The sequence below is a fragment of the Paraburkholderia sp. SECH2 genome (assembly GCF_030464795.1).
Classification (GTDB): domain Bacteria; phylum Pseudomonadota; class Gammaproteobacteria; order Burkholderiales; family Burkholderiaceae; genus Paraburkholderia; species Paraburkholderia aspalathi.
This window is the reverse complement of sequence record NZ_JALPRH010000023.1, coordinates 44182-58978: the sequence shown is the minus strand read 5'-3', so window position 1 is coordinate 58978 and position 14797 is coordinate 44182. Positions and strand designations below refer to the sequence as shown.

Sequence of the window (14797 nt, the reverse complement as noted above, 5' to 3'; positions counted from 1 at the left end):
CCGGCCTTAAAAAAACTGCATGATGAAATAAGCGAAAAAACGCGGCGATGCGGATGAAGCGCTCAGAGCTGGCTGTTCATGTGCTCGAGAAAGGCTTGAATGACTGCCTCATTGCGTTTGAAAAACACCCATTGACCGACCCGCTTCGACGTAACGAGACCGGCGCGCTGCAACGCGGCAAGGTGCGCCGACACGGTGGACTGCGACAGGCCGCAGTGCGCGTCGATCTTGCCCGCGCACACGCCGTGGTCGAGCGGGAGCTCCTGGTCGGAGAAATGCGCATACGGCTCGCGCAGCCAGCCGAGAATCTCCCGCCGTACAGGGTTGGCGAGCGCTTTGTGAATCGCGTCGATATCGAGCGTCATGTGGGTCGGTTTCAGGGCATCAACTTCAGATCGTCAACAACAGGCAGGCGTGGCACACGCTAGCGGCCATGCATCTGCATCGCTACAAGACGAATCATATATCGGAATTTGACGATATGCTTGAAGCCACTACTCGCTATGGGGTCGATAGATGTCGGCGCACAAATAAGCCTGCACTTCCTACGGCGCGGGACGGCGCACATGACGGCAAATATGTAAGGCATCTGTCACGTTATAGTTACGATCTATCAATAGCATTGCAAAAATCGCATTCTGTTGATGGCCGCTCTCACATATATTTTTATGTGCAGTAGGCCTGCCGACGCGGACCCATCCTGGTCCAATACACGCCACGACGTCCATCATCGGACGAAGACTATGCGCGTCGGGTGACAGTGCCAGTACATCAAAAAGAGTCCATCATGTGATTCCCCGACCGCCCGACGGCACTGGTTCGGCGATGCACCGTAGAAGCCAGACGCCGTGGAAGAACTGGTAGTGGGTATATTCCCCAAGGAGATAGTGCATGTCTAACGATGCAAAGTGCCCGTTCAATCATGCTGCCGGAGGTGGCACGACCAACCGTGACTGGTGGCCAAAGCAGCTGCGGGTGGATCTGCTTAGCCAACACTCCAGCAAGTCGGACCCGCTGGACAGCGGCTTCAACTATGCCGAGGCGTTCAAGAGCCTCGATCTCGCCGCGGTGAAGAAGGATCTTGCGGCACTGATGACCGACTCGCAGGAATGGTGGCCGGCAGACTTCGGCCACTATGGTCCATTCTTCATCCGCATGGCCTGGCACAGTGCCGGCACGTACCGCATCGGCGACGGCCGCGGTGGCGCCGGGCGTGGCCAGCAGCGTTTCGCGCCGCTCAATAGCTGGCCGGACAACGTCAGCCTCGATAAAGCTCGCCGCCTGCTGTGGCCGATCAAGCAGAAGTACGGTCAGAAAATTTCCTGGGCCGATCTGCTGATCCTGACCGGCAACGTCGCGCTCGAAACCATGGGTTTCAAGACCTTCGGCTTCGGTGGCGGTCGCGCCGACACCTGGGAGCCGGACCTGGACGTCTACTGGGGCAACGAAAAGACCTGGCTGGGCGGCGATGTCCGCTACGGCAAGGGCGCTGCCGGCAATGAGGGCGAAGGCGTGATCGTGGCCGATCCAGCACTGCACGGCAGCGAAGTCAGCCGCGACGACAACGGGCGCAACCTGGAAAACCCGCTGGGCGCCGTGCAGATGGGCCTGATCTATGTCAACCCGGAAGGTCCCGACGGCAATCCTGACCCGCTCGCCGCGGCACATGACATCCGTGAGACCTTCGCTCGCATGGCCATGAACGACGAGGAAACGGTCGCGCTGATCGCCGGTGGCCACAGCTTTGGCAAGACGCACGGCGCCGGTCCTGCCGACAATGTGGGTCCGGTACCCGAGGCTGCAGACCTCGAGAACCAGGGGCTGGGCTGGAAGAGCAGCTTCGGCACCGGCAAGGGCGCCGACGCGATCTCCAGCGGACTGGAAGTCACCTGGACCACCACGCCGACGAAGTGGGGCAACGGCTTCTTCGAGAACCTGTTCAAGTACGAATGGGAACTGACCAAGAGCCCCGCCGGCGCCAACCAGTGGGTCGCCAAGGATGCCGGCGAAACGATTCCGCACGCTTTCGATGCCTCGAAGAAGCAGCGGCCGACGATGCTCACCACCGACCTCTCGCTGCGCTTCGATCCCGCCTACGAGAAGATTTCGCGGCGCTTCCTGGCGAATCCAGACCAGCTCGCCGATGCCTTCGCCCGTGCATGGTTCAAGCTCACTCACCGCGACATGGGACCGCGCGTCCGCTATCTTGGACCGGAAGTGCCTGCTGAAGAACTGATCTGGCAGGATCCGATTCCGGCAGTCGACCACGCTCTGGTGAACGATCAGGACGTCGCCTCGCTCAAGCAGAAGATTCTGGCGTCAGGGCTGTCCGTTTCGCAACTGGTGTCGACGGCCTGGGCGTCAGCATCCACGTTCCGCGGCTCGGACAAGCGCGGCGGCGCCAACGGTGCGCGCATTCGCCTCGCTCCGCAGAAAGACTGGGCGGTCAACCAGCCCGAGCAGCTGGCGAAGGTACTGAAGGTCCTCGAAGGGATCCAGAGCGAGTTCAACGGCGCACAGTCCGGCAAGAAGGTGTCGCTGGCCGACCTGATCGTGCTGGCCGGTAGCGCCGGCATCGAGCAGGCCGCGAAAAACGGCGGCCATCAGGTGACCGTGCCGTTTGCGCCGGGACGCGCGGACGCGTCGCAGGATCAGACCGACGTGGAGTCCGTTGGCGCGCTTGAACCCGTTGCCGATGGTTTCCGCAACTATCTGAAGGGCAAGTACAGTGTCCCGGCTGAGGCGTTGCTGATCGACAAGGCGCAATTGTTGACGCTAACCGCACCCGAGATGACGGCACTCATCGGCGGCTTGCGCGCCCTGAAGGTCCAGAGCGGGCAGGATTCGCATGGTGTCTTCACCAAGCGTCCGGAAACGCTGACCAACGACTTTTTCGTCAACCTGCTCGACATGGGTACGGAATGGAAACCGGTCTCCCGTGACGTGTTCGAAGGGCGCGACCGCAAAACCGGTGAGGTGAAGTGGACCGGTAGCCGTGTCGATCTGGTGTTTGGTTCGCACGCTCAGTTGCGGGCGCTGTCCGAAGTCTATGCAAGCGAGGACGGGCAGGCGAAATTCGTTCGCGACTTTGTTGCTGCGTGGGTCAAGGTGATGAACCTCGATCGCTTCGACCTCGCCTGAGCAGGTGTGCGGGTTCCGTCAGGGTTGCTGCAACCCTGATGGAACCTTGCCTCAGCTTGCGAAGGTAATTCTGCATGTCGCGGTGCGACTCCGGTTATATCGGAGCCGCACCGTTTTTTTTTGCCCATGCCATACCGTGCAGCCTGAATGACTCGAATATTCGCGTCATTACATCAGCCTGCATGATCGTCTTCCCCCTTCCTTAGGCTTCGTAGCGGCCCACTTTGGTCCGCGGCTCGACCGTGGATTGCTTGCAGGTTTCAGTCAGTCGATTCAGGGTTTACGCGGTGCGCACATATTTGAAAAATCAAGTACACTCGGTCCCAACATGTTTGAAAAATCAAATAAATTAGCCTCTGGGACAAACCCGTGTGATGCACCTCATCTCTCCTTTGCAGATGAGGTTGCGATGCCTTGAATTGGAGCAGATCAATGAGAAACAAGATTGCACTTGAGGAACACTTTGCGACAGACCTCACTATCGAGCAGTCGAAGATTTATGCGCCTGCGCCCGTTTGGGAAATGCTGAAGTCCAATCTGATGGACATCGAGCAGCAGAGACTCGAGCGGATGGAACAGGGCGGAACCGAGTATTCAATCTTGTCGCTCAACTCGCCGGGCATTCAGGGTATCCCGGACATCAAGCAGGCGATCGATGTCGCGCGCCGGGCTAACGATGTCCTCGCAGAACATGTTGGCCGCCATCCAACCCGTTTGGGTGGATTTGCCGCGTTGCCTATGCAGGACCCCGAAGCGGCGGCACGTGAACTCGAGCGAAGCGTGAAGGATCTCGGATTCCATGGCTTCATGGTGAATGGCTTTTCCCAGGTGGGCGATGCGGAAAATGTCGTGTACTACGATGCCCCGCAGTACACCGACTTCTGGACAAATGCGGCGGCGCTCGGCAAGCCTTTCTATATGCATCCTCGCGATCCGTTGCCGTCCCGTGAACCGATCTACGATGGCTTTCCGTGGTTGACCGCCGCGACCTGGGCGTTCGCGGTTGAGACGAGTACTCACGCACTGCGACTGATGACGTCAGGTCTTTTCGACCGCAATCCTGAGTTGCAGATGATTCTTGGCCATCTCGGCGAGGGGATTCCGTTCAACATCTGGCGCGTCGACCACATTCTTCAAAAGGCGCCACGGGGATTGCCCTGCAAGCGCAGCGTGGGCGAATACCTCCGGGAGAATGTCTACGTCACGACGAGCGGGAATTTCAGAACCCAGACGCTGCTGTCCACGATGCTCGAAATGGGCAGCGACCGGATCATGTATTCGGTCGACTATCCGTTCGAAACGCATGACGAGGCGTCCCAGTGGTTCGACACATGCTCGATCAGCGAAACGGATCGCGTGAAGATTGGACGGGAAAACGCACAGCGTTTGTTCGGTCTTGAATGATGCGAGGAATAGGAGAAATCGAATGTCCGTGACTCAATTGACTCAATTGGCGCCAGCAGATGTATGGCGTAACAGAATCTATAGCGGCGGATGGAAGACCGGAGGCGCGGGTACGATCCCGGTGACCGAGAAGGCGACCGGCGCGGAAATGGGATCGATTGGTTGCGCATCGGCTGCCGACGTATCCGCCGCTGCCGCGATCGCGACTGAAGCGCAACGCGCCTGGGCCGCGACGCCAGGGCCTCAGCGAGGGGATGTGTTGCGCGAGGTCGCCCGTTTGCTGGAGGTTCACAAAGAGGAGATCGCTGTTCAGATTGTCCGCGAAACTGGGTCGATACGGCCAAAGGGGCAACTGGAGGTGAAGCTGGCGATACGCGAGATTCTCGAAGCGGCGGCCTTGGGCAGCCAGCCAACCGGGATGATCACGACAAGCGACGTTAAGGAGCGGCATAGCGTAGCGCGCAGAATTCCAATGGGCGTGGTCGGCGTTATTACTCCATGGAATTCTCCGTTCATTCTAGCGGCGCGCGCCATCGCTCCGGCGTTGGCCACCGGCAATGCAGTGCTGCTCAAGCCCGACCCTCAATCGCCGGTTAGCGGCGGCGTGTTGTATGCGCGGCTATTCGAGGCAGCGGGGCTGCCCGAGGGATTGTTCCATGTTCTTCCCGGTGCAGCGGAAACCGGTGATGCGCTGGTCCGGGATCCGCTTGTCAACATGATCAGCTTCACGGGATCCACACGGGTAGGGCAAGCGATCGGCGCAGTAGCAGGCGGCTTGCTCAAGCGAGCGAGCCTCGAACTCGGCGGCAAGAATCCCTACATCGTGCTTGATGATGTCAATGTCGAAGCTGCGGCGAGCGCGGGAGCGTGGGGATCGTTTTTGCATCAAGGGCAAGTCTGCATGTCCGCGGGCCGGCATCTCGTTCACGAACGTATTGCCGACGCCTACATTGAAAGCCTCGTCAGACGCGCCAAAGCGCTATCGGTTGGCGATCCTTTCAAGGGCAATGTCCATCTCGGTCCTATCATCAATGAACGGCAGGCTGAAAACGTCGATCGCATCGTTGCTGAGTCTGTGAGCAAGGGCGCGAAGCTTCTCGCCGGTGGGACTCGCGACGGACTGTTTTTTAACCCGACCGTTTTGGTAGACGTCGCGCCTGGGATGCCCGCGTTCGAGGAAGAGATTTTCGGTCCCGTCGCCGCGGTGACCGTGTTCAAGAACGATGACGAGGCGGTAACGCTCGCCAATCAGAACCGGTATGGCCTGGTCGCGGCAGTGGCTTGTTCGGATTTGCGTCGCGCCCAACGGATTGCGGACCGGCTGCATGCGGGCATCGTCCACATCAATGATCAGACGGTCATGCACGAGGTGTTTGGTCCGATGGGCGGTCTGGGTTTGTCAGGCAACGGGCATAACTACAGCACGCTGACCAACATCGACCAGTTTACGGAATGGCAGTGGGTGACGAGCCGCGACGAACTTCCGGCTTATCCGTTCTAGAAAGCTGTTGTGCCGGGCTAGCCGCATACGCGCACGGAGTCGCGTCGCCCGGCAACGTCGAGAAGACAGCAGTGACCCATTGGCGCACGATTTCATGCGCAAACGGAGCGAGGTGAAGCGTGACCCCCGATACTGTGCAGCGAGTCAAAAAGGCGCCTGCTTCGATCGTCGACATTGGCGCGTTGATCGATAGCCAGCCACTGAGCACCTTCCAGAAATGGATCATGGTGATGATCGGTTGCTCAGTGGTGATGGATGGGTTCGATGTGCAGACAATGGGTTTTGTCGCGCCTGCGATTGTCCGTGCGTGGGGCATCAGCCCGGCCGAGCTCGGCCCGATTTTCGGCGCCGGCTTGCTGGGGATGCTCGCGGGCTCCATCGTTCTCGGCGCCATGGCCGATCGTGCGGGGCGTCGGCCGGTGCTCATTGGCGCGACTGTTTTCTATGGGCTATGCATGCTCGGTACCACCCTGGTTCAGAGTGTGCCGGAATTTCTTGTCCTTCGGTTCCTGACCGGCTTCGGTATCGGCGGCGTGATGGGTAACGCTATCGCGCTGGTCAGCGAATACAGTCCGCAGAAATATCGGGCATCACTGATGACCTGGGTCTCGTGTGGCTTCACGGGTGGGGCCATTGCTGGAGGACTTCTCTGCGCAGCCTTGCTTCCGTCGATGGGCTGGAGATCGGTGTTCTTCGTTGGCGGTGTATTGCCGCTGCTCATTGCCGTCCCGATGGCGAGGTATCTGCCGGAATCGCTCCAACTGCTGGTGGTCAAACAGCGCAACCTGGAGAAGGTGGTTCAGTGGCTCGGGCGAATTGCGCCGAGCGTCCAGTTCGCGCCCGGGACCCGCTTCGCCGTTCGCGGGCAGCCGCAAGCGAAGGCCTCCGTTGGCGAGTTCTTTCGCCATGGTCGCGGCACGATGACGTTGTTGCTATGGGGGATCAACTTCGCGAATCTGCTTGATCTTTTTTTCCTGTCGAATTGGCTTCCGATGCTTTCCTTGCGAGTTGGTCATGGGGTGGCGACGGCTGTGCTCATCGGCACTTCATTGCAGATCGGCGGTACTGCAGGTGCGCTGCTGCTGGGTCCGTTAATGGATCGCTTCGGCTTCTATCGTGTGCTGGCGCTCAGTTTTCTGGTGGCGACATTTTCAGTGGCATCTGTCGGTCTCCCCGATCTATCGACGGGGCTGCGCTATGCCGTCGTGCTGATAAGCGGAATCTGTATCGTCGGTGGGCAGCCGGCGGTCAACGCGTTGACCGCGACGCTCTATCCCACCTCGTTGCGGGCCACCGGGGTTGGCTGGAGTCTGGGAATCGGCCGGGCGGGCTCGATTATCGGTCCTGTGGTGGCCGGACAACTGATCAGGCTGCAATGGTCGAATACCGCGTTGTTTGTCGCGGCTGCGGTGCCCGCGTTGGCATCGTGTTTGATGCTTGTTCTTCTTAGCCGTGCTTCGGCGAGAAATCGGATCGATTGCGTTGAGTGCTAATGTGCTGCGACAGATTTAGATAAAAGAAAAACAGCAAAGCACTGTCGTGTCAACGACAGATTACCTAATCGGTCAGCCTGGATAATGACCCCGTCATCGTTCGAATACGACGGCGACAGGTCGTACCGGTAACGATCGCGTGCGCTTGCTCAAACGGAGCGGTGCGGCTCGAACGGTTCAATCGAATGGGCGGGGGGCTGCCTGACAATGGACTCGAGTTCGGCGGTATCGACCAGAGTGATCCGGCCGTATCGGATGCGCACGAGTTGCCGGTCTATGAACCAGCGCAGTTCCTTGTTGACGTGCTGGCGCGAGGCCATGAGCAGTGCAGCCAGATCCTCCTGCGACAGACGTATGCCGAGCGTCACGCCATTGTTATCGGTGTGGCCGTAGCGTTTGCCGAGCGCAAGTAAATGGCCCGCGAGGCGCGCGCGAAACGACATCAAACCAAGATTGCCGAGGCAGTCGTGAAGGTGGCGTGCACGCGTGGCGAGTAGCCGGAGCAGGCTTGCGGTGAGGGTTGGATCGCGTTCGAGTGCGGCGTTCAACGCATCGGCGGGAATGTGGAAAAGTCGGGTGAGTCCGCGCGCCCGCTGGTTGTGAATGGAGCGCTGATCGGTCATCACGGCGGTCAGATTGGCCAGCTCGCCTGGCGGGATGAACGTCTCGACGGCCCGAATGCCCTGAGTGCTTGGCCATCCCCATTCAAGCATGCCGGAAAGAATGATGTGGATATCGGTGCAGGGATCGTTGGCGAGATAGATCAGCTCGCCATCTGCATACGTGCGCAGAGAGCCAGCTTCGACGAGGGCGTCGAGGACAGCTTCGGGCCACGCGCTCAGGGCCTCATGGTTACGGAACGCAGTCCATATGATTTCCCGCTGCTTACGTGACAGATCGCGGCCGCTCGACTGCAATGGCAGATTTGCCGCTGCTTTGGCGGAGATATCTTCAGCGCGGTCGACAGGGGAAAGGTTTTGCGGTGCACCTTGCATGCGGCAGTCCGGTTCGAGAGGTTTGAATCGAGTATCGATAAACGCGAGCTGTGTGAATGAAATGTCTCGAGCGATAAACGATAAACGATAAACGTGTATCGCGGCATGGGTGCAGGGCCGCTTTAGGAACGTTTTCTTGTGAGCGCCGGATGTCAGCCGGCGGGACGTTGGAACGAGAGCCATCTGGACCTCGCCCTAATGGGAGAAGTTTTACATGAGTCAACCGATTGTGAGCGGCGGCGCGCTGGACGATGCAACCGCAGCTACGCGTCATGATGTCGATGTGCTGGTCATCGGTGGTGGTCCGGCCGGCACCTGGGCCGCGATTGGCGCTGCTGCGAGGGGGGCGAAGGTCGTGCTCGCGGACAAGGGCTTCTGCGGGACATCGGGCGCGACGGCGCCGTCAGGCACCGCGATCTGGTATGTCTCGCCGCAGAGCGATACACGTGAGCGGGCGAAACAGAGCCGTTTTGATCTGGGAGGCCAGCTTGCGGAACACGAATGGATGGATCGTGTGCTTGAGCAAACCTGGGTGAACGTCCACCAACTTGCGGAATGGGGCTATCCATTTCCCGTCGACGAAAATGGCGAGGAGCAGCGCACATCGCTACAGGGGCCGGATTATATGCGGCTGATGCGCAAGCGCGTGAAGGAGAGCGGTGCAAGCATCCTCGATCACAGCCCAGCCCTCGAATTACTCGTGGATGGAGGCGGCGCGGTTGCCGGCGCGCGCGGCGTGCAGCGCCAGAGCGGGGACACGTGGGTCGTGCGCGCGAAGGCCGTGGTGATTGCGACGGGCGGCTGCGCGTTTCAGAGCCGTGCGCTCGGCTGCAATGTGCTGACGGGCGACGGCCATCTGATGGCCGCCGAAGTAGGCGCGGAGATGTCCGGCATGGAGTTCTCGAATGCGTATGGGCTTGGTCCGGCATTCGCTTCGGTCACCAAATCGCTCTTCTACAAGTGGGCGACGTTCTACGACGAACAGGGCGTGAAGCTCGAGGGAGCGGGCTCGGCATTCGGGCGCAGCATCATCGCGCGTGAGCTGCAGACGCGCCGCGTGTTCGCATGCCTCGATCACGCCGACGAACAGGTTCGCGCGTGGATGCGAACGGCGCAACCGAACTTCTTCGTACCTTTCGACCGGCTGGGCATCGATCCCTTCACCCAGCACTTCCCGGTAACGCTCAGGTTAGAGGGGACGGTTCGCGGAACCGGTGGCCTGCACGTCACGGGTCGCGACTGTTCGACGTCGGTGGAAGGTCTCTATGCGTCAGGCGACGCCGCGACACGCGAGATGATTTGCGGCGGGTTCACCGGAGGCGGCAGCCATAACGCAGCATGGGCGATGTCGTCGGGTTTCTGGGCGGGCGCCGGTGCCGCTGACCACTCGCTCGCGAAGCGTCGCGCCGGGACCGGCAGACTCTATTGCGCGGGCGATGTCGGCTTGCGCGACACATCGCACAACTTGGCTTTTGACAGCGCGAGCGTCGTGAAGGCCGTGCAAGACGAGGTGTTCCCGTATGAGCGTAACTGGACGCGCAGCGGGGACCTGCTGGACGATTCGCTGGGCCGCCTCGACACACTGTGGGCGAGCTTGCGCGCCAGCGCGCCGGCACGCGGCGCACACGAGGCCGTGCGTGCGCGAGAGGCGGCGGCGATGGTTGCGACCGCGCGCTGGATGTATCGCAGCGCGCAGGTACGTACCGAGACGCGCGGCATGCATCGACGCGCGGAATATAAGTCGATCGATGTCGGGCAGCGTCACAGGTTGATCAGTGGAGGCCTCGACGACGTATGGGTCCGCAGGAAGGAGGTAGACACGGGATTGGCGCCAACTGAACATCAAGGAGCCCATGCATGATTGAAATTTTGAGCGAATCGCGCTGCACGGGATGCAATATCTGCGTGCGCGCGTGTCCCACGAATGTGTTCGAGGCGGTGGAGGGTGGCATTCCGCGGATCGCGAGGCAGGACGACTGTCAGACCTGCTTCATGTGCGAGCTGTACTGTCCGGCGGATGCGCTGTTCGTCGCGCCGCAGGCCGACGCCTCCGTCATGGTAGACGAAGCACGCCTTCCGCACGGTGTGCGCCTCGGCAGCTATCGCGAAGCACTCGGCTGGGGTCCAGGGCGCACCTCTACCGCCGCACTTGACGCAAGCTACGCACTACTGACGCCTATCCGTTGATGAACGACGGCAGCAATGCCATAGCTTCGACGAAACGCCGTACCCCTCATCAAAGGGATAGCGGTATCGCTCACCCGGGCACGAAGCCGGCCTTGCCCTCGAACATCACGGACTCTGCGATGTCCTTTTGCGCCTGCAGCTTGGCCAGACTCCCGGCGTAGCCGGCCTCCAGCACCGAATAGGCATCGCCGCCGAGGACAGTGCGCAGCGGCGGCTCCGGCATCTGGCTGACCGTATAGATGGCGTCGGCCATTTTCACGGGGTCGCCCGAAGCGTATGCGTCGCCGTTTTCCGCGATCCAGCGGCGCAGCTTGCCAACCACGCTGTCCTTGTATTCATCGAGTTCTGCGGTCCAGCGGATATTGGCCACGAAGTCGGTCCTCATGGAGCCTGGTTCGATGATGATGGTCTTGATACCGAACTCGGCGATTTCCTGGCTCACCGCTTCGGCAAAACCTTCCAGACCGAACTTCGCGGCGTGGTACAGCGCGCCTCCGGGGAAGGCCGCACGTCCGCCGACGCTGGTGACATGGATGAACGTGCCGCGTTTCCTGGCGCGCAGCGCGCCGAGGAAGGCGCGAGTGACGTGGATAGGCGCCAGCAGATTTAGCGCAATCTGCTGCTCGATATCGGCCTCGCTCATTTCCTCCATCGCGCCGATCACGGCGCCGCCCGCGTTGTTGACCACCACGTCGACATCGGAATGGCGCGCTGCGGCGGCCCGAACCTGTTCGTGATCGGCGAGGTCAACCGACTCCACCTGGAGCAGATCCGGATGGGCCTGCTTCAGCGCCTGCATCGCTTCGACACGCCGCACGGCTGCAACCACAGGATGCCCTTGGGCCAGTACTTTTTCCGTGAGGGCGAGTCCGAGACCGCCGGACGCGCCGGTAATGAACCACTTCTGATTTGCCATGATACCGTCCTCCTTACGAATAATGAGCGCGTACGCGCTCAATAATGGTCGAAAATTTTTAAACCGTAATTGCCCGCCAGGCGACATGGAAGCCGAGTTGCAAGTGACGTTCGGCGCTCTCGGGGTGCTTGTCGACGTACTCGATCGTCGTGTCGGCGATGTGCTCGATTATGGACGAAAGAAATGCGATCGAGGCATCAACCAGCACACCATCGCGCACGGCGTCCTCCATCATCTGGGATATCGCCAGAAACGGTCCCATTCCCTGTGCCCGTGTGTCGTCGAGTATGTGGCCGGAAGCCGAAAGCCGCGAGAGGGCGAAGCGCCCAGCCGCGTTGGCCAGCCCCCAATTCACATAGCGCTCGAAGACGTGCTGCATGCGCTGGCGATAGCCCGCCTCGTGTGGATAGTCCGGCATCACGGATCTGGCCAGATCCTGCTTCAGGTGCAGGTAGAGTTCCTGGAACAGCGCGTCCTTGTTCTCGAAGTAGGTGAACAGGGTGCCTTCTGCCACGCCGGCGCGCTTGGCGATGCCCGCCGTGGTGGCCAGCACGCCCTGTTCAGCAACGGTCTGCGTTGCGGACAGTAGCAGGGCGCCGCGTTTTTCCGGACTCAAAGGACGTGCCATCGTATGTCTGAAGAAAAAATAGAGTGATTACGCGCTCAATTATAACCACTTTTCGAGATGAACACCGATCGGCAGATGGAAGAAGAGCGACACGTCGGTCGCGATCGAGTCGGGTTAAACAAGGTCATCAAGCGCGCCGGCGTTTTCATACACCTTGAGCAGCATGGCGCGCAGCACCTGAACGTCGTCTGCCGTAAAACCGCTCAGTATCACCGACTCATGTTGCTTCGCGACCGGGACGATGCGCAGCGCCAGTTCGTCGCCCTTGCTCGTCAGGACAATCCTGATTGATCGTCCGTCCGTCGTACTCTTCTCGCGCTTGACCAGCTCCTGGCTTTCAAGACGATCAATGATCCTCGACAGCGCGGAAATATCCGATGTCGCATGCACCGATAGTTCAGACAAGGTCTGGTGCGGAACGTACAGCAGCGAGGCACAGACGCGCCACTCGCTGAGGTTCAGGCCGAACGGTTTCAGCGCCTTCGCGAAGGCGTTTCCCATCCGGCCTCCGGCCCGTGTCAGCAGGAACGGAATCGCCTGTTCGAGTTCTTGCGGTCGCTTCGGTGTCTTCATGGTCATCGGTAGGTTGCGGGTTTACATGGGTACGTATATTTGACAAATCAACTATACTCCACTTCAAATGTAATTGAAAAATCAAATAAATGTTACCCGGGTGAATTCGGATAGACCGCCTCGTTCCGGGTGAGCAACGCGTCATACGCTGAACTGGTGCAGACGTGAGGGAGGAGTCGGATCGAACGATCCTGGCTGGACATGAAAGATTCAACGTTGGTCTTTCAATCACTTCATTGGCATTGCTAATAAAAATAATAATTGCAGTGACGATCTATACGAACGGAGATCGGATTTGGACACTCAAGTCATCATTGTCGGCGCTGGCCCGGTAGGACTGACACTTGCGATCGACCTCGGCAAGCGCGGTATAGCGTGTGCGCTCGTCGAGCAAAAGGCGGAGCCGCAGTTTCTGCCGAAGATGGAGCGTTGCAACGCGCGGACCATGGAGATCTTCCGGCGGCTTGATATCGCGGATCGCATCCGGGCGGCCGGCATGCCCGAAGACGTCCCCATGGACATCCAGATCATCCGCTCCATGGCGGAGCCTGCGATTCTGCGCTTGCCCTATCCCTCGGTGGCGGAGGCTCGCGCGCTCACGCACGAGAGCCACGACGGCAGCCTTCCGCTCGAACCTTATCAGCTGATCTCGCAGTACACACTAGAGCCGCTTCTTCTTGAGGTGGCCGAGCAATTGCCGGACGTCACGGTGATGCGGAGCACGACGTTTCTGGAATTCACCGAGCAGAACGATGGTGTTCTGGTGGCGGTCAATGCCGCCGACGGTGCGAGAAGAACATTGAAGGCCGCTTACCTCGTGGGCTGCGACGGTGGTGCGAGTTCCGTGCGTAAGCAACTGGGCATCCGTCTGGAAGGCGAGGGCGACATCGCGCGGCTGAGACAGGGCCTGTTTTACTGCGAGCAACTCTACGAGCAGCTTCCGATTGGCAACGGACCGAGCCGGGGGCGGCACTACCTGATGGCGGGCGGACCTCCCACGTTCATGATCATGCAGGATTCCACACGACATTGGACGATTCATTCCGCCGTCGAAAGCGATGACGAGATGCGGCGGATGTTCGAGCGGATCATCGGCGTTGCCTTGCCCTACGAGATGCTGTATTGCGCGGAATGGCGGCAGAATTTGCTGCTGGCCGAACGCTATGGAAAAGGACGGGTGTTTCTCGCGGGCGATGCGGCGCACCTCGTGATTCCTACGGGCGGTCTCGGCATGAACACTGGCGTTGGCGACGCCACCGACCTTGCCTGGAAACTGGCCGCCACGCTGCAAGGGTGGGGCGGCCCGGGATTGCTGGCCTCCTATGAAGTCGAACGGCGCCAGATTGGCGAGCGGGTCGTCGGCGCATCGCGTTACGCGTCGCTTGGGTATCGCGCCTGGCTGGCCGAGGTACGCCCGGAGATCGGAGACGACACGCCCGAAGGCACGACTGCTCGTGCTCACCTGGCCGTTGTGGCGAACGTGGAGCAGCGCAAGTCGAACGAGATGATCGGCGCGGAACTGGGCTATCGCTATGTGGATTCGCCTGTTATCGACAATGTACCGGGAGGGCCGCAGCACGATCTGCGGGCCTATCTTCCCACCACATGGCCGGGCGCGCGGCTTCCCCATATGTGGCTCAAGGACGGAAGCGCGGTCCAGGACCGGCTGCGGCCGGCGCGCTACACGCTGATCGACACGGCGGGTAGGCATGATGCAAGCCCGCTGCTCGCCGCGTTCGAAACGCTCGGCGCGCCGCTCGATGTGCTCGTGCTCGCGGATTCGGCGCTTCGCACCGTCTATGAGCGCGACCTGATCCTCGTGCGGCCCGACATGCATGTCGCGTGGCGCGGAGATCGGCTCCCGCAGGCCGTCGATGATCTCGCCGCGAAGGTGACAGGACATAGCAACGCAAACCGCGCAATGGGCTCGATCAGCAGCGGCTGACCGAGCCGCATGAA

Annotated in this window: 12 protein-coding genes; 7 read left to right on the top strand and 5 right to left on the bottom strand. The window is 60.4% G+C overall.

The features are described 5' to 3' along the window. Positions 1-62: 62 nt before the first annotated feature. The gene (locus M0D66_RS29245; protein WP_093632833.1) at positions 63-365 is read right to left on the bottom strand and encodes a helix-turn-helix transcriptional regulator; all 303 of its coding nucleotides are present in this window, start codon (positions 363-365) and stop codon (positions 63-65) included. A gap of 526 nt (positions 366-891) precedes the next feature. On the opposite strand from M0D66_RS29245, the gene katG reads away from it, so the two are divergent. From katG to M0D66_RS29225, 4 genes are all read left to right on the top strand, one after another. After that, positions 892-3141, top strand: coding sequence for a catalase/peroxidase HPI (gene katG, locus M0D66_RS29240; protein ID WP_093632832.1), 2250 nt, complete (start codon positions 892-894; stop codon positions 3139-3141). Between the two features lie 432 nt (positions 3142-3573). After that, positions 3574-4545, top strand: a complete 972-nt coding sequence (locus M0D66_RS29235) for an amidohydrolase family protein (RefSeq protein WP_266212354.1) — start codon at positions 3574-3576, stop codon at positions 4543-4545. Further along, the gene (locus tag M0D66_RS29230) at positions 4505-6046 is read left to right on the top strand and encodes an aldehyde dehydrogenase family protein (RefSeq protein ID WP_308112717.1); all 1542 of its coding nucleotides are present in this window, start codon (positions 4505-4507) and stop codon (positions 6044-6046) included. The genes M0D66_RS29235 and M0D66_RS29230 overlap by 41 nt, the downstream gene beginning before the upstream one ends. A gap of 182 nt (positions 6047-6228) precedes the next feature. Then, entirely contained in the window at positions 6229-7539 is a 1311-nt protein-coding gene (locus M0D66_RS29225; protein ID WP_266212353.1) for an MFS transporter, read from the top strand. Between the two features lie 149 nt (positions 7540-7688). Here M0D66_RS29225 and M0D66_RS29220 read toward each other — a convergent pair whose 3' ends face one another. Then, positions 7689-8534 (bottom strand): Crp/Fnr family transcriptional regulator, encoded by an 846-nt coding sequence (locus M0D66_RS29220; protein ID WP_266212352.1) that lies wholly within the window; start codon positions 8532-8534, stop codon positions 7689-7691. A 214-nt stretch (positions 8535-8748) separates the two neighbouring features. On the opposite strand from M0D66_RS29220, the gene M0D66_RS29215 reads away from it, so the two are divergent. Beyond that, the gene (locus M0D66_RS29215) at positions 8749-10395 is read left to right on the top strand and encodes an FAD-binding protein (RefSeq protein ID WP_266212351.1); all 1647 of its coding nucleotides are present in this window, start codon (positions 8749-8751) and stop codon (positions 10393-10395) included. After that, positions 10392-10721, top strand: a complete 330-nt coding sequence (locus tag M0D66_RS29210; protein WP_266212350.1) for a ferredoxin family protein — start codon at positions 10392-10394, stop codon at positions 10719-10721. The genes M0D66_RS29215 and M0D66_RS29210 overlap by 4 nt, the downstream gene beginning before the upstream one ends. Positions 10722-10791: 70 nt before the next feature. On the opposite strand, the gene M0D66_RS29205 is transcribed toward M0D66_RS29210, so the two are convergent. From M0D66_RS29205 to M0D66_RS29195, 3 genes are all read right to left on the bottom strand, one after another. Then, positions 10792-11679, bottom strand: coding sequence for an SDR family NAD(P)-dependent oxidoreductase (locus M0D66_RS29205; RefSeq protein ID WP_244179235.1), 888 nt, complete (start codon positions 11677-11679; stop codon positions 10792-10794). Positions 11680-11695: 16 nt separating this feature from the next. Next, on the bottom strand, positions 11696-12265 hold the full coding sequence (locus tag M0D66_RS29200; RefSeq protein WP_266212349.1) for a TetR/AcrR family transcriptional regulator: 570 nt from the start codon (positions 12263-12265) through the stop codon (positions 11696-11698). Positions 12266-12379: 114 nt separating this feature from the next. Beyond that, on the bottom strand, positions 12380-12844 hold the full coding sequence (locus M0D66_RS29195) for a MarR family transcriptional regulator (RefSeq protein WP_308112715.1): 465 nt from the start codon (positions 12842-12844) through the stop codon (positions 12380-12382). 289 nt (positions 12845-13133) lie between these two features. Between M0D66_RS29195 and M0D66_RS29190 the strand changes: the two genes are divergently transcribed. After that, positions 13134-14783, top strand: a complete 1650-nt coding sequence (locus M0D66_RS29190; RefSeq protein WP_266212348.1) for an FAD-dependent monooxygenase — start codon at positions 13134-13136, stop codon at positions 14781-14783. Positions 14784-14797 lie beyond the last annotated feature (14 nt).